Raw genomic sequence first — 14,332 nt, forward strand, 5'->3', positions numbered from 1 at the left:
CTTTCAAAGAGTGAAAGTGGTTGGCGTGTCATCAGAGCGGAAGTCGAGGGATGGTCACCCGCCCATCGCGTGGACGGCGACCGCCTCGAACGATCGCACCGCGGGGTTGGCACTCGTCTCGAGGCTGCAGAGCAGGATCCTGCACGGCTCCACGTCGCTGATCGGCACGAACGCGAGGCCGTCCCGTCGGTAGTTCGCGGCGGCCGATTCGGCGGCGATGTTGACTCCCGCTCCCGCGGCGCAGAGCTCGAGGATGCCCTCGATGTCGTCGGCGGTCGGTCCGCGCCGGGGGCTGGATCCGTCGGGGCGGGGGTCGACGACCCACCAGTCCATGACGACCTGATCGCCCGACGACGGCGTGATGAAGGTCTCCCCGGTCGTCTCCAGGATCGAGATCGACTCCCGTCCCGCGAGCGGGTGATCGGCCCGCATCACGAGGACCCGCTGCTCGACGGCCACCGTCGCGACGCGGATGCCCTGCGCATCCGGCAGCGGAGCGGGGGCGAAGGCCACATCGATGAGCCCGGCACGCAGCGCGGGCAGCGCCTCGAAGAACCCGAGCCGGCGCATCTCGAGCCGCAGCTGCGGCATCTGATGGATGGCCGCGGTCAGGGCGCTGGTCGTGAGCTCGCCGGCTCCGGCCGCGACGACGCCGACGCGCAGCTGCAGCTCGTCATCGGGGCGACGGGATCGGGCCCAGTCGATCACCGCCTGATGCGCCTGACGGGTCCCCCGAGCCAGAGGCAGCAGCTCGCGTCCGGCGGCGGTGAGCTCGACCTTGCGAGGCGTCCGATCGAAGAGCACGACGCCGAGCAGCGTTTCGAGCCGGGAGATCTGCTGACTGAGCGACGGCGAGGAGATCCGGAGCTTCCGCGCCGCGTTGCCGTAGTGCAGCTCGTCGGCCAGGACGCAGAAGTAGTTCAACATCGAGAGGGGCACATCCATGCAGGTACGTTAGCCCACGCCTAACGCTCGATAGGAAAGTCGAACTGGCGGAGGCCGTCGATCGTGGCGCACAGTGGCTCCCGACTCGTCACACAAGGAGGTTGACCATGTCCATCGACAGCCCGCACCAGGTCTCGACCGCGGTTCCGATCCAGTCGGCAGACCAGAGCAGCGATCCGTTCGCCGGCATCCTGCCCGGCGCAGCGAAGCCCTACTACCTCGAGAAGGGCGAGGGCGAGAAGTCGGTCGTCTTCGACACGCTGTTCACCATCCTGCTCACGGGCGACGAGACCGACGGCCAGTACGACGTCTTCACCACCGAGGGCGGCGCCGGGGACATCATCCCCGCGCACCTGCACCCGGTCACCCACGAGATCTTCTTCATCCTCGACGGTGCTGTGCACCTCTGGATGGATGACGAGAAGGGCAACAAGACCGACCGCGTGCTGCAGCAGGGCGCCTTCGGCTACGTGCCGATGGGCACCATCCACGCCTTCCGCATCGAGTCCACCGCCAAGGTGCTCGGTGTGAGCTCGGGCGGCTTCGCGCGCTTCTTCCACGACATGGGCACGCCGACCGAGAAGGCCGGCATCCCGCAGCCGAGCGAGTTCTACGCACCCTCGATCCAGCAGATGATGGCGGCCGGGCAGAAGTACGGGACGATCTTCCGCCCCGACTACAAGTTCCTGGATTGACGGTCGCCTCAATGGCTGAGCCGGCGCGGAGCGCCGAGTCGAAGCCCGTTTCGGCGGCTGACTCCCGGTCGCAGGTCCTCCGTGACATCGTCTTCTCGGAGAACCTGGGCTTCCGGCCCCTGACGCTCGACCTGCATTCCCCTTCCGGCTCCGACGTCTCGCTGCCCACGATCGTGTTCGTGCACGGCGGCGGCTGGCGCCTGGGCAGCAGGCGGATGTTCGTGCCCGGACTCGATCCGGCGGAGTCGTTCGGCCGGCTGACCGGCGCGGGATTCGCGGTGGCGGCGATCGACTACCGGCTGAGCGGCGAGAGCAGGTTCCCGGCACCGGTCGATGACGTCGTCGCGGCGGTCGACTGGATCCGCCGTGAGGGCGGCGACCGCGGCCTCGATGCGTCTCGAGTGCTGCTCTGGGGCGAGTCGTCCGGTGCGCACCTTGGGGCGCTCGCCGCCTTCCGGCAGCCGACCTGGGTGCGCGGGGTCGTGGACTGGTATGGGCCGAGCGACCTCACGACGCTCGGCGCACAGCTCTTGCCGGACTCCCCCGGCACGTTCGACGATGACCCGAGCACCCGCGAGGCGGGCCTGCTGGGCGGGGCGGTCGGGTCCCTGCCTGAGCTGGCCCGTGCGGCCAGTCCAGCGCTGCAGGTCCCGACGGACGCTCCTCCGTTCCACATCGCGCACGGCACAGCCGACGCGCTGATGCCGTTCGCGCAGAGTGAGGAGCTCGCCGCAGCGCTGCGGGCAGCTGGCGTGGATGTGGAGTTCACCGCGGTTCCGGGAGCTTCGCACTTCTGGAAGGGCGCCGAGGACACCCCGTCCCTGTTCGACGCCGCGCTGCGATTCGCGACCCGCGTCACTGCCTGAAGGACTGATCGACCTCGCTTCGTTGGTCGAGCAGCGCCGTCTACGGCGCGTATCGAGGCCGTCCATGTTCAAGGGCCTCGATACGGGCGCGGGGCGCCCTACTCGACCAACGAGCAAGCATCCAATGGTCAAGCAGCGACGCCGTCCACGTCCGAGGGCCTCGATACGGGCGCAGGGCGCCCTACTCGACCGACGAAGAAGCGGTCGTTGGTCGAGTAGGCGCGCCAGCGCCGTATCGAGGCCCTCGCGGAGCTACGCCCGGCGGAAGGTCTGGGTGATGGACCCGATGCCCTCGATGGTGCTCACCAGGACGTCGTCCGGATTCAGGAAGCGCGGCGGGTTCATCCGATTGCCGACGCCCTCGGGGGTGCCCGAGAAGATCAGGTCGCCCGGGTAGAGCGTGCATACCGCGGACAGCCGCTCGATCAGCACCGGGACGGAGTAGATCATCTTCGAGGTGCGGGAGCTCTGCATCTGCTGTCCCGAGACGGTGTCCGAGATCGCGAGATCGTCGCGGTCCGGCAGCTCGTCCGGCGTGACCAGCCACGGACCGGTCGGCCCGAAGCCCTCATGCGACTTGGCGAGGCTGAACTGCGGCCGGTCCCCCGCCATCTGCGCGAGGCGCTCCGAGATATCCTGCCCGATGGTGACGCCGGCGACGTGTCGCCAGCCGTCGGCGGCCGGCACATTGCGGGCCTCCTCGCCGATCACGACGACGAGCTCGACCTCCCAGTCGTTGTTGCCCTCGGGCAGCGGAACGACCGCGTTGGGCCCGACGATGCAGGACGGGAACTTCGTGAAGACGACAGGCATCGTGTCGGGCGCCCAGCCGCCCTCGGCGGCGTGAGCGGCGTAGTTCACCCCGATCGCGAAGACCTGGCGCGGGCGCGGAACGGGCGCCTGCAGGTCGGCGGGATCGAACGACTCGCCCTCATCCGCGAGCCCTGAGGCCCAGGCGGAGAATCCCGCCCAGTCCTCGTAGGCGCGCTGAGGGTCGGAGGAGAACCCCCCGTCGCTCGCCCGCTCGACATCGATCGCCCGGTCGCCGCCCGCGCCGACGACGACGACCGCACGGCCCGCCAGATTCGCCAGTCTCATCGGATCCGGCTCACCAGTCGACGCGGGTCGGCGCCGGGCTGCCCCACGCCTCTTCCCACGACACGACGTGGTTCTTGAGGGTGCCGATCCCGGCGATCTCCGCCTCGATCTGGTCGCCCGGCTGCAGGTAGAACTGGAACGGGTCGGGCTGCACGGCGGCGACCCCCGAGATCGTGCCGGTGGTGATGATGTCGCCGGCGCTGTAGATCTGCGGCGAGTGGTACGCCACCAGATGCGGGAACGAGACGCGCGTCTGGTTGGTGTTGCCCTTCTGGCGCACCTCGCCGTTCACGCGCAACTCCATGGCGAGCTCGTGCATGTCGGGCACCTCGTCGGCCGTGACGATCCAGGGGCCGATCGGGCAGAAGGTATCGATGCCCTTGCTGAAGGAGAAGACGCCCGACTCCATCTCCTTGCGCTGGATGTCGCGCGCGGTGATGTCGTTGAAGACGGTGAAGCCGGCGATGTAGTCGTTCGCCTCGTCGGGGCCGAAGAACTTGCCCGACTTGCCGATGATGATCGCCAGCTCGAGCTCGTAGTCGAGCTCCTTCGTGAGGCCCTCGGGGTAGACGATCGCGTCGTCCGGGCCGATGATGGCGTCGATGTTCTGGAAGAACACGATGCCCTTGTGCACGGGGTGCGACCAGTCGACGGCCTCGAGCTCCGTGTGGTGATCGGCGAAGTTGCCCGCCGTGTGGAAGAACTTCTTCGGCGTGATCGGGGCGCGCAGCCGGACATCGCTGTAGGCGAGCCGCTCGCCGGTCTCCGTGACGTTCCCGCCGCGCTCGAAGTACTCGCGGGTGGACGGGACATCGAGCTCGATGACGACGTTCTCCTCGAGCTCGAGGCGGCCGACGCGGCCGTCGTCGAAGGTGATGAGCTTCATTGCTGGGTCCTATCTGTGTTCTGGTGAGGTGTCGAGGGATGGAGGGCGCTCAGGCGCCGACCATGTTGAAGCCGCCGTCGGCCAGCAGGTAGCCGCCGGTCAGGTGCGCCGACTCCTCGGTCGCGAGCCACAGGCAGGTGCCGGCCACGAACTCGGGCGGCGGGATGTGCCCCATGGGCGTCTGGGAGATGAGCGTCTCGCGGCGGCCCGCCTTCCAGTCCGCGCGGTTCAGGAGCTTCTCGGTCTCCATGAAGCCGGGCGCGAAGGTGTTGACCCGCACCTTGGGTGCGAGCACCTTGGCGTAGGACTTGGTGATGCCGACGATGGCGTACTTCGCGGCGGCGTACTGCGGGGCGCGAGGCGATCCGCGCACGATGACGGTGGAGCCGACGTTGATGATGTTGCCGCCGTTCGGCTGCTCGAGCATCCGCTCGCCGAACTCGTGGGTCATCAGCAGGGTGCCCTTGACGTCGATGTCGATGACGGCGTCGAGCGCCTCCTGGGTCAGGTCCCTCCAGGACATCTGGTCACTCGAGACGTCGCCCACGTTGTTGACGAGCACGTCGAGCGTGCCGAACGCGGCCCACACCTCGTCCGCCATCCCCTTGATGGCCTCCCAGGTGCCGATGTCGGCCTGCACGGTGATGGCCTCGCCGCCGATCGCCTCGATCCGGGCGACCGTCGCCTCGGCTCCCGCTTTGGACGAGCGGTAGTGCACGGCGACCTTGGCGCCCTCCTGGGCGGCGCGGAAGGCGATCTCGGCGCCGAAGCCGGTGCCGGCTCCGGTGACGAGCACCGTCTTGCCGGCGAAGCGCGGGTAGATCTGCGGGCTGTATGGCTCGGCCATGATGTTCCTCTTCCGTTCCTTACTTATTGGGCTGCTGCTGAAGCATCGGCCAGCGGCTAGACGAGCGTGCGTCCGCCGTCGATGTAGAGCACGTGACCGGTGATGAACGCGGCGCGTGGCGACGACAGGAAGAGCGCCGCGTCCACCACGTCGGACGGGATGCCGAGTCGGCCGGCGGGCACGAGACGCTCGAGATCCTCGCGGATGCCGGGCTTCGCGAGGTAGGCCTCGGTGAGCGGCGTCTCGATGTAGCCGGGGGCGAGCGTGTTCACGGTGACGCCGGACGAGGCCCACTCGGCGGCCATGACGCGGGCCATCTGATTCATGCCGCCCTTGGACGCGGCGTATGGCGCGTGGTTCTTGTGGGCCAGCAGGCCGGAGACCGAGGAGAGCAGCACGATTCGACCCGACCGCTGCGCGACCATGTGCCGGCCGGCGGCCTGGGCGACCGCGAAGGCCGTGGTCAGGTTGATGTCGAGCACCCGATCCCACTCGTCGTCGGTGAAGTCGAGGATCGGCCTGCGGTCGTTCACGCCGACGCAGTGCAGGACCACGTCGAGGCCGCCGAGACGCTCGATCGCTTCGCCGACCACCGCGGCGCCAGCACCTCGGACTCGGAGGTCCGCCTGGATGGTGGAGAGCCGAGCGCCTGCGTCCCCGCTGTCGCTCTCGGCAGCGATCTCCGCGGCGACCGTGTCGAGCCGGGACTGATCGAGGTCGACGAGCACGACCCGAGCACCGGCATCGAGATAGCCGCGCACCGCGGTGGCGCCTATCCCTCCGGATCCGACGACGAGCACCCGTGCTCCGTCGAGACCCAGCCAGTCGGTGGTGCTCGCATCAGCGCGAGCCTCGCTCGATACTTGCACGACGGCTCCGTCCAGGTTAGGCTTTCACTTGGTGAAAGTAACTTTTACCAAGTGAACTCTATCCCCGATCGCGGCGATAGGTCAACGTCACGGCGACGACGCCGGAAGGAGCGCCATGAGCTCGGAACCCAGTGAGCCCGGGCAGCGCCCGCGCAGCCGCTATCGCATCGAGGCGCTGGCCAAGGGCCTGCAGGTGCTATCCCTCTTCGACGAGACGACGACCGCGCTCCGACTCGGCGACATCGTCGAGCGAACGGGCATCCCGATGCCCACCGCGTTCCGGATCGTCGCCACCCTCGAGGACGACGGCTACATCGACCGCACCTCCGACGGGCTCATCCAGCCCGGTCTCGCCGTGCTCGCCCTCGGTTCCGCCGCCCTGCGCGGATCGAGCCTCACCCAGCTGAGCGAGCAGCCTCTGCGGCGCCTCGCCGAAGCCACCGGCGAGACGGTGAACCTCGGGACCCTCACCGGCGATCGAGTGCTCTACCTGCTGCGCTTCCGCAACGCGGACCTCGTCACGGCCACGATCCAGGTCGGCTCCACGCTTCCGGCGATCTACACCTCGATGGGCAAGCTGCTGCTGGCCTCCCTCGATCCCGCCGACCTCGACGAGCGGATCGCGGACAGCTTCGACGGCTCCGCGGGCCCTAACGCCACGGGGAGCCGGGCAGACCTCGACCGTCGCCTGGCCGTGATCCGACGCGACGGCTACGCCCTGCAGGACGAAGAGCTCGCCGCTGGACTCCGCTCTGTCGCCGTGGGCGTGACGGGAGCCGACGGCAGGGTCGTCGCCGCGATCAACGTCGCCGTGTCATCGGCGCGAGCCAGCACCGAGCGTCTCGTGCAGGAGATCCTGCCCGAGGTGCAGCGGGCCGCTCGATCCATCTCCGACCGACTGCGCGCGCTATGAGCAGGCTTCCGCGACTGAGCCCCGACAGGCTCGACGAGGACCAGCGCGCGCTGTACGCCTCGATCGCCGGCGGTCCACGCGCCGCCGGTCCGCAGCACTTCGCCCTCACCGCCGACGACGGCAGCCTCAACGGCCCGTTCAACGCGATGCTCGTCGCGCCGCGCGTGGGCGCCGCCCTGCAGGCGCTCGGCAGCGAGATCCGCTATGGGACCTCGCTCAGCGCGCGGGTGCGGGAGCTCGCGATCCTCCTCGTCGCCGCGCGCTGGGACAGCGCCTTCGAGCGCTCGTCGCACGAGGCAGTGGGGCGAGCGATCGGCCTCACCGAGCATGAGCTCGACGAGGTCCGGTCGGGAGTCGTCCCCCAGCTCGCCGATCCCGTCGAGGCGGCTGCCGTGCAGCTGGCGCACGCGATGGCGGCAGGCGACGTCGCCGACGACGATTGGAACCGTCTGGCGCCGATCGTCGGCGAGCGGGCGGCCTTCGAGCTCGCCACCCTGGTCGGCTACTACGCGACGCTCGCCCTGCAGCTGCGGGTGTTCCGCGTCTGAGCGCTGCACGGTTGCGCGAGCTGCCCAGTTCTGCCGCTCGGAAGCGCATTCGGGCGGCAGAAGTGGGCAGTTCGACATCCCCGATGCGGGATGCTGAGAGGGTGACCGACGAAGGACGCGGCGACGTCCGCAGCGTGGCGAGCAAGATCTTCGCCATCGCCGACGCATTCGATCGTCCGGGTGCCGATGCGCTGTCGCTGACCACGATCGCGCAGCGCGCCCAGCTGCCCGTGCCGACGGCGCATCGCCTCGTGGGCGAGTGGGTGCGCTGGGGCGGCCTCACCCGCGGCGACGACGGGCTCTACCGCGTCGGACTGCGATTCTGGATGCTCGGCGTCCGGGCGCCGAGCCCCCGCCGGCTGCGCGCGGTCGCGCTCCCCCACCTCGAGGACCTGTACGAGCTGACGCGGGAGAACGTGCACATGGCCGTGCTCGATCAGCAATCCGCGCTGTACATCGAGCGCCTGTCCGGCCATGCGGCGGTGCCGATCGTCTCGGAGGTGGGCAGCCGCCTGCCCCTGCACGCGACGGGCGTCGGCCTCGTGCTGCTCGCGCACGGCGGCGATGAGCTGTTCGCCTCGGTGCTCGCCGCACAGCCCGTGAAGTACCTGCCGGGCACCATGACCGACGAGGGAGCGCTGCGCCGCCGACTCGCGGAGATCCGCGCCACCGGCCACGCCCGGTCGGTCAACGAGATGACCGAGGACTCGTTCTCGGTGGCCGCCCCCGTGCGCGACCATACCGGGGAGGTCGTCGCCGCCATCTCGATCGTCGCCCACGCACGATCCTCGTCGGACGCCCGCCTGCCCCTCGCCGTGCAGATCGCCGGACGGGCGATCTCTCGAGCACTGGGCATGCGCGCGCCGCGCGACTGACGGTGGCCGGCATCGCGCCGCCGACCACCGGCTGAGCTCGACTAGCGCGCCTGGAGCTCCACGAGGAAGACCGACTGGGGTGCGAGGTCGACGTCGAGCTGGATGTCGCCGGCGTCCGACACCTGTGCCTCCGACACCTGTGCCTCATGGGGGCCGTCGACGGCTCCGGTCGTCGAGGTGCGCGTGACGCTCACCGTTCGCCCGGACCAGGGGAGGTTGCGGATGTCGATGCGGGCGGATGACACCCCTGCCGACGCCAGTTCACGCCGTTGCGGCGGCAGGGCGAAGCCGAGCTCGATGCGCTCAGCGCCGATCGGGATGCGGAAGGAGAAGCGATCCTCTGCCCGCTCGATGAGAGCCGAGTCGGGGGCGACGTAGTTGGCCACGAGCACGCGCACCACGTCTCCCTCGCGACCGGCCGCGCAGGCGAGACCCGATTCGTCCCCACCGGTGACCGCCAGGCGCTGACCCGTGAGGGCCCGTCCGGCGAGGGCGAGCGCGCGGGACCGCTCGTCGGGAGCGTCATCCGCCGTTCCGACACCGCCCGGATCGACGAAGCCGTAGTGCGGGTCGCGCCCACTGTCGGCGCGGAAGAAGAACGCATGGTCGATGACGGTGTCCTGCAGGTAGATCGACGTCGCGGCCTGGAACGCGCCCTTCTCCGCCGCCGGTGCGGAGCTGCTGGGAACGGCGAGGTAGTTCCAGTAGCAGAGAGTCAGGTCCGTGTCGGTGAAGCCGTGGCGGTCGAGCAGAGCGCGCAGATCAGCGGAGACGTAGCGGAAATCGAGCGGATCACGGCTGCCGTCGGTGAACCAGAGAAAGGAGAAGAAGTCCAACGGCAGCTCGTTCTCGCGCACGAACCGGAGGAAGCCCTCCCGGTACGGTGCATCGGCCTCGAGGGGGAATGCGTTGGCCGGACCGCCGACGGTCAGTGTCGGGTCGACGCGGCGCACCGCCTCGCAGAAGGCCCGATACATGGCGTAGAACTCCTCGGGGCGCCCCCCGAAGTGCAGCGGTCCGAGGTCGGGCTGATCCCCGAACTCGTAGATGCGGATGGGCGTCGACGGTCCACCCGCCCAGCCCTGGGAGTAGTGGCGCACGATGTGCTCGACGACGCGGCCGTATACGTCGTTGTCGAGCGCAGGGAGCTTGTTGGAGGGGATCGAGCTGGCCACCGTGAACATGACCTCGGCGTCGATCGAGTGCACGGCCTCCACCCACGCGTCCGTGGCCGCGAAGTTGTAGCTCGCGGGATCGTCGACGTCGGCGTCCCAGTTCGGGAACAGGCTCGTCGGGTTGTTGCGCGTGTCGAGCCGCGAGACCCAGTCGAACGACCGCACGACCGTGACTCCCGCTTCGCGCCACAGGGGGGTCATATCGGGGAACTGCGGGTAGCCCTCGACCGGCCCGGGAATGCCCCCGACCCCGTTCAGCGGCCGGAAGGCGGTCTCGTCGCCGGCGTCGACGACGAGCAGTCGAGGGGAGGGATCCGACGCGGGAGCGCCGGAGGGGGACGATTCGTCGATTGGCGACACGAGGATCTCCTTCAGAGTGGGGGGCCGGCTCGGCCGGTCAGTAGGGCATCCGCAGAAGGCGGTTCGCGTACTCGTTCGCGATCGGCTCGTCGCGGCGCAGGTGCTCGATGCGAGCGCGGTACGCCTCCGGAGTCACAGAGTCGAACTCCTCGAGCATCGACTCGATGGAGCGGTCGTGGACCGCGCGAACGCGGGGCAGGCGGCGCTTCATGAAGTTGAGCTGGGCATCGAGCAGAGACTGATCCTGGGCGAGCTCCTGAGCCAGGACAACTCCGTCTTCGATGCTCATGGCGGCTCCCGACCCCAGGTACGGCGTCATGGTGTGCGCCGCATCCCCCATGATCATCACGCGGCCGCGGAACCACGGGTACGGCACCCACACGGTCGAGTAGGGCGTGTAGGCGACGTTCTCGGCGTGGCGGACATCCTCCAGCGCGTCGGCGAGGAACTCGGCCCCTCCGGTGAGGGCGACCGCGCGGTCGTGCATGATCTGGGCCATGTTGGCCGCGTCGTACCGCGGCCGGCCCTCCTCCGCCACCGTGAGGACCATGTACATGGTGTCCTCCGACAGCGGGGTCAGCATGATCTTGCCGCCGTGGCCCTGGCAGATGATCGGCTGCATGATCTTGCGCCGGTTCGGGAGCCCGACGCGCCACGCAACCCCGCCCACCGGGCGGGCAGCGTGCTTCTCGCCGAAGTAGTCGCGACGGATCTGCGAGTTGAGGCCATCGAACCCCAGGACGAGGTCGAAGTCGCCCGTGTCGCCGCCGCTGAAGGTGACCACTGCCGTGTCGTCATCCTGCGTGATATCGCTGACGGTCGTGCTCATGCGGAAGGTGCAGCCGTTGTCGAGGGCGTGCTTCGCCGCCAGCTCGAGGAAGGCGATCCTGGACATCGTCACGCACCCAGGAAGACCTTCGTCCTCTGTGCCGTAGCTCATGGTGCTGAGCAGGTTTCCGTCGGAGTCGTAGTTGGAGATCCCCGGCGCCGGGTGGCCCATCTCGAGGACCCTCTCCAGCAGGCCGATCTCGCGCACCGCTCGGAGGCCGTTGATGCGCAGGCCGAAGCCGACGCCGGCGACGCTGATCTCGGGCTTGTCGTCGATGACGACGACCTGGGCGCCGATCCGGGCCAGGGCCGAGGCGGTCGTCAGACCGCCGATGCCGGCGCCGACGATCAGGATCTTCAGGGGCTCTGCCATGGTGTGCTCCTTACTGAGCAGCTCTGAGGAACGTGGGGCATCTAGCCCGAGGGTGGGACCGCATCACGGACCAGAGCTTCCGCTCTGGTCCGTGAGCTGGTGACGAGAAGAGGGCCGGCCTCAGAGCCTGTCGGCGGTCTGGCGCATGAGGGAGTGCTGACGGCGCACCTGCTCGATGGAGCGCCACGGCTCGCGCACGCCCTCGTACTCGCTGGAGAGATAGCCGGTGTAGCCGGCGTCCTTCATCGCCTTGAGGACGGGCTCCCACGGGATCTGCTGATCCTCGAGGTTCTCGTCGATGTCGTGGAACTTCGCCTGCACGAAGACCGTGTATGGGGCGACGGCGGCGAAGTCGGCCGGGTCGACGTGGATGCCGTCCATGAATGCGGGCCGACGGCCGGGCAGCTCACCCGGAGCGAGCGCGATCGGACGGTCCTGGAAGATGCCGGTATCGATCAGGATGCCGAAGTGCTTGGTGCCGGTGCGCTTGATGAACTCGATGTACTCGTCGACGACCTCGTGCTTGATCGGGGTCGGCGAGTGGATCTCGGGGCAGATGATGACGTCAAGCTCCTCGGCCAGCGGCAGGCTGGCCTCGACGACCTCGGTCCAGATCGGATGCGGGACGAGGTCGCTGGAGACGACGCCGATCTTCGGGCGCACGAACTTGAAGCCCAGGCGCTTGGCAAGCCGGAGGTCGCGCTGCAGAGCGTCGGTGCCCTCCTCGACGGTCATGTCGTGGCCGTTCTCCCCGCTGGAGTGCAGGCGGGTGTCGATCCACGAGCCGTAGTTCGTCGGCTCGAGCCCGTACTGGTCGAGGAGCCGGAACCATTCGTCCACCCACTCCTGTGACGGGTTCGGGTAGTTCGGCACGTGTCCCTCGCCGAGGATCTCGATGCCCGTCGCGCCGAGGTCGGCGATGCCGGCCATCGCGGTCTCGAGGTCGAGGACGGTGCCGTAGTCGCTCATGAAGCTGTAGAGCGAGACGCCGTAGCGGAACGGCGATCCGGCTGCCTCGGGCGCCAGCGTCACGTGCTTGGTGACCTGGTAGCGGCTGGGCTGGTGCTCTGCCGGGATGTAGGACATCCGGAGCCGGAGGTCGATCGAGAGCTCGTGGACGCCGTCGGGCAGACCGCCCGCGAGGGGCACGGTGATGATCGCCGCATCCTCCAGCGGCCAGCGCAGCCCGTCGCTCTCCCACAGCTCGGCGAGCGTATGGGTCTCACCCTGCAGGGTCCAGACGGGCACGTCGGGCTCGACATCGACGATGCCGGGGATGCTCACGCCGATGCCGTCGATGAGGCTGGCGGACATGCCGCGGTAGGACGGCATGCGAACCCGGAACTGGAACCCCGTGACCTCACCGCCTTCTCGAACGTTCCGGAAGCCGACGGATTGGATGAGGTCGCGTTCGAGAAGCATCAGTGCTTGTCCTTCGATGAGTAGGGAGGTGAGCGTCAGCGTCGCCGCTGACGCTCACCCCACTCGTTAGTGGTTGTCAGAGTAAAGGAGCCCGGGGAGAGTCGGCAGGAGCAGTTTCACGCGAAGGTGTCGGTGAACGTCTCGTGCGGCACCGGCGGCACGGGCTCGAGCTTCTGCACGGTCTCGGGGCTGTACGGGTGGTTGGTGTCGGGCACCGGCTCGTCCGCAGGCGGCATGAAGACGGGCTTGCCGTCGTCGCCGAAGTACATGAGGTCGAGGTCGAATGCGCCCTGGTTCTTCAGGCCGAAGCTGACCCAGTTCTCCTCGAACGGCGCACGGGCGAGCTCGTAGCAGCGGAACTTCCAGAACTTCCACTCACCGTCCTGCTTGAGGAAGTCGATCGCGTACTTGCACCAGACCCAGTGGGCCCACACCTTCTTGCCGAGCACCTCGGAGGGCGAGTACATGTCGGGGAACGCCTCGGCCACCTGGGGGTCGGTGAGGCCGGACTCCGTGCCCGACATCAGCCACACGCCCTTGGCGGTCTGGCCATCGGCGGCCACCTCGATCACCGGCGTGTTGGTCGTGTGCAGGATCAGCTTGCCGACGGGGTGCGGACGCCCGCGGTGGTAGTCCGTCACGCTCTGCCAGGTCGTGTACTGGCCGGCGTTCGTGTAGCGAGCGCGGATGCCCTCCGTGCCCTCCTTGACCCACATCGGGATGATCTGCTCGTCCTCGAAGGCGTTGTGCAGATGCATGTAGCGGTTGAACAGATTCTCGACCGCACCGCGGTCTTCAGCCCGCTGCCCGAGAGCGCGCGCGGAGGCGATCTCTTCGCGAAGACGGGCGAGTTCGGCGGTGATCTCCTCGAGGGATGCCGCTGGGGTGGTGTCCGACACGGTGTAGCTCCTTTGCATAGCGGGTGGTCGACGGCGTGACGCTAGCACGAAGACTTGCACCTTCGTAAGTATTCGTCGCGGGTCAGTCGGTGTGGGTGGTTCGTTGTGGTTAGGTAATGGCGTGTCAACGGGAAACGGGTACGCCCCCGGCCGTGCTCGCCAGCAGCAGATCCTGGCGGAAGCGACCCGCGCCTTCGGCCGCGGGGGTTTCGACGGAGTCTCGGTGCAGGAGATCGCTGAGGCATGCGGCATCTCTCGACAGGGCCTCCTCCACCATTTCGGGAGCAAGGAGGGCCTTCTGATGGCGCTGCTGCGCCAACGAGATGGTGCCGACGAGGAGCTGTTCCGGCAGACGATGTCGGAGTCGGGCTCCCCGTTCCGAGCGATCGTCGCCGTCACGCGCGCCAATGCGGCCACACCGGGCATCACGGCCATGTTCACCCAGCTCGCCGCGGAGGCGATCCGTCCTGAACATCCTGCCCATGACTTCTTTCGAGGGGTCTACACGCGGATCCATCAGGACCTCCGCGGGACCTTGGCGGATATGCAGCGCCGCGGAACCCTGGTCGCCAGCGTCGACCCCGACCAGCTCGCATCGGGCCTCATCGCGCTGCGCGACGGACTCGCACTCCAGCTCTTCCTCCGGTCGGAGACGCAGAGCGCCGACGAGATGACGAGCACGCTCGAGACGATGTTCAGCCTTCTCGTCGCTCAGGACCCGGAACACGCCTGA

15 protein-coding genes are annotated in these 14,332 nt (G+C 68.5%); 6 read left to right on the forward strand and 9 right to left on the reverse strand.

Features of this window, described 5'->3' with window-relative positions; genetic code table 11:
* Nucleotides 1-54: 54 nt before the first annotated feature.
* Entirely contained in the window at nucleotides 55-945 is an 891-nt protein-coding gene (locus E6C64_RS05985; protein ID WP_136426737.1) for a LysR family transcriptional regulator, read from the reverse strand.
* Between the two features lie 107 nt (nucleotides 946-1,052).
* Between E6C64_RS05985 and E6C64_RS05990 the strand changes: the two genes are divergently transcribed.
* Both E6C64_RS05990 and E6C64_RS05995 read left to right on the forward strand, forming a co-directional pair.
* Complete coding sequence (locus E6C64_RS05990) at nucleotides 1,053-1,640, forward strand: quercetin 2,3-dioxygenase (protein WP_136426738.1); 588 nt, start codon at nucleotides 1,053-1,055, stop codon at nucleotides 1,638-1,640.
* Nucleotides 1,641-1,651: 11 nt separating this feature from the next.
* A complete protein-coding gene (locus E6C64_RS05995; RefSeq protein ID WP_136426739.1) occupies nucleotides 1,652-2,506 on the forward strand; it encodes an alpha/beta hydrolase in 855 nt (284 codons plus the stop codon).
* Nucleotides 2,507-2,758: 252 nt separating this feature from the next.
* Here E6C64_RS05995 and E6C64_RS06000 read toward each other — a convergent pair whose 3' ends face one another.
* From E6C64_RS06000 to E6C64_RS06015, 4 genes are read right to left on the reverse strand one after another with little or no spacing between them, the layout of a single operon-like run.
* A complete protein-coding gene (locus E6C64_RS06000; RefSeq protein ID WP_136426740.1) occupies nucleotides 2,759-3,604 on the reverse strand; it encodes a fumarylacetoacetate hydrolase family protein in 846 nt (281 codons plus the stop codon).
* Nucleotides 3,605-3,614: 10 nt separating this feature from the next.
* Nucleotides 3,615-4,490, reverse strand: coding sequence for a fumarylacetoacetate hydrolase family protein (locus E6C64_RS06005; RefSeq protein ID WP_136426741.1), 876 nt, complete (start codon nucleotides 4,488-4,490; stop codon nucleotides 3,615-3,617).
* Between the two features lie 49 nt (nucleotides 4,491-4,539).
* Complete coding sequence (locus E6C64_RS06010) at nucleotides 4,540-5,337, reverse strand: SDR family NAD(P)-dependent oxidoreductase (protein WP_136426742.1); 798 nt, start codon at nucleotides 5,335-5,337, stop codon at nucleotides 4,540-4,542.
* A 56-nt stretch (nucleotides 5,338-5,393) separates the two neighbouring features.
* Complete coding sequence (locus E6C64_RS06015; RefSeq protein ID WP_199240974.1) at nucleotides 5,394-6,206, reverse strand: SDR family NAD(P)-dependent oxidoreductase; 813 nt, start codon at nucleotides 6,204-6,206, stop codon at nucleotides 5,394-5,396.
* 115 nt (nucleotides 6,207-6,321) lie between these two features.
* On the opposite strand from E6C64_RS06015, the gene E6C64_RS06020 reads away from it, so the two are divergent.
* From E6C64_RS06020 to E6C64_RS06030, 3 genes are all read left to right on the forward strand, one after another.
* The gene (locus E6C64_RS06020) at nucleotides 6,322-7,119 is read left to right on the forward strand and encodes an IclR family transcriptional regulator (protein WP_136426743.1); all 798 of its coding nucleotides are present in this window, start codon (nucleotides 6,322-6,324) and stop codon (nucleotides 7,117-7,119) included.
* Entirely contained in the window at nucleotides 7,116-7,667 is a 552-nt protein-coding gene (locus E6C64_RS06025) for a carboxymuconolactone decarboxylase family protein (RefSeq protein WP_136426744.1), read from the forward strand. Before E6C64_RS06020 ends, E6C64_RS06025 begins: the two co-directional genes overlap by 4 nt.
* Nucleotides 7,668-7,768: 101 nt before the next feature.
* Nucleotides 7,769-8,542, forward strand: a complete 774-nt coding sequence (locus E6C64_RS06030) for an IclR family transcriptional regulator (RefSeq protein WP_199240975.1) — start codon at nucleotides 7,769-7,771, stop codon at nucleotides 8,540-8,542.
* 41 nt (nucleotides 8,543-8,583) lie between these two features.
* On the opposite strand, the gene E6C64_RS06035 is transcribed toward E6C64_RS06030, so the two are convergent.
* From E6C64_RS06035 to E6C64_RS06050, 4 genes are all read right to left on the reverse strand, one after another.
* Complete coding sequence (locus E6C64_RS06035; protein ID WP_136426746.1) at nucleotides 8,584-10,077, reverse strand: GH39 family glycosyl hydrolase; 1,494 nt, start codon at nucleotides 10,075-10,077, stop codon at nucleotides 8,584-8,586.
* Between the two features lie 37 nt (nucleotides 10,078-10,114).
* On the reverse strand, nucleotides 10,115-11,278 hold the full coding sequence (locus E6C64_RS06040; protein ID WP_136426747.1) for an FAD-dependent monooxygenase: 1,164 nt from the start codon (nucleotides 11,276-11,278) through the stop codon (nucleotides 10,115-10,117).
* 120 nt (nucleotides 11,279-11,398) lie between these two features.
* Nucleotides 11,399-12,700 carry a C-glycoside deglycosidase beta subunit domain-containing protein gene (locus E6C64_RS06045; RefSeq protein WP_136426748.1) on the reverse strand — a complete coding sequence of 434 codons (1,302 nt, stop codon included), beginning with the start codon at nucleotides 12,698-12,700 and terminating at the stop codon, nucleotides 11,399-11,401.
* Nucleotides 12,701-12,816: 116 nt separating this feature from the next.
* Nucleotides 12,817-13,599, reverse strand: a complete 783-nt coding sequence (locus E6C64_RS06050; RefSeq protein WP_136426749.1) for a nuclear transport factor 2 family protein — start codon at nucleotides 13,597-13,599, stop codon at nucleotides 12,817-12,819.
* 121 nt (nucleotides 13,600-13,720) lie between these two features.
* On the opposite strand from E6C64_RS06050, the gene E6C64_RS06055 reads away from it, so the two are divergent.
* Nucleotides 13,721-14,332: a TetR/AcrR family transcriptional regulator gene (locus tag E6C64_RS06055; protein ID WP_136426750.1), complete on the forward strand. Its 612-nt coding sequence runs from the start codon at nucleotides 13,721-13,723 to the stop codon at nucleotides 14,330-14,332.

It is taken from the genome of Naasia lichenicola, assembly GCF_004801885.1.
Lineage (GTDB): Bacteria > Actinomycetota > Actinomycetes > Actinomycetales > Microbacteriaceae > Naasia > Naasia lichenicola.

Excerpts from the sequence above, each read along its gene's own strand:
- E6C64_RS06005 (WP_136426741.1), bottom strand. The coding sequence starts at position 4,490 with ATGAAGCTCATCACCTTCGACGACGGCCGCGTCGGCCGCCTCGAGCTC.
- E6C64_RS06040 (WP_136426747.1), bottom strand. The coding sequence starts at position 11,278 with ATGGCAGAGCCCCTGAAGATCCTGATCGTCGGCGCCGGCATCGGCGGT.
- E6C64_RS05995 (WP_136426739.1), top strand. The coding sequence starts at position 1,652 with ATGGCTGAGCCGGCGCGGAGCGCCGAGTCGAAGCCCGTTTCGGCGGCT.
- E6C64_RS05985 (WP_136426737.1), bottom strand. The coding sequence starts at position 945 with ATGGATGTGCCCCTCTCGATGTTGAACTACTTCTGCGTCCTGGCCGAC.
- E6C64_RS05990 (WP_136426738.1), top strand. The coding sequence starts at position 1,053 with ATGTCCATCGACAGCCCGCACCAGGTCTCGACCGCGGTTCCGATCCAG.
- E6C64_RS06025 (WP_136426744.1), top strand. The coding sequence starts at position 7,116 with ATGAGCAGGCTTCCGCGACTGAGCCCCGACAGGCTCGACGAGGACCAG.
- E6C64_RS06045 (WP_136426748.1), bottom strand. The coding sequence starts at position 12,700 with ATGCTTCTCGAACGCGACCTCATCCAATCCGTCGGCTTCCGGAACGTT.
- E6C64_RS06020 (WP_136426743.1), top strand. The coding sequence starts at position 6,322 with ATGAGCTCGGAACCCAGTGAGCCCGGGCAGCGCCCGCGCAGCCGCTAT.
- E6C64_RS06010 (WP_136426742.1), bottom strand. The coding sequence starts at position 5,337 with ATGGCCGAGCCATACAGCCCGCAGATCTACCCGCGCTTCGCCGGCAAG.
- E6C64_RS06000 (WP_136426740.1), bottom strand. The coding sequence starts at position 3,604 with ATGAGACTGGCGAATCTGGCGGGCCGTGCGGTCGTCGTCGTCGGCGCG.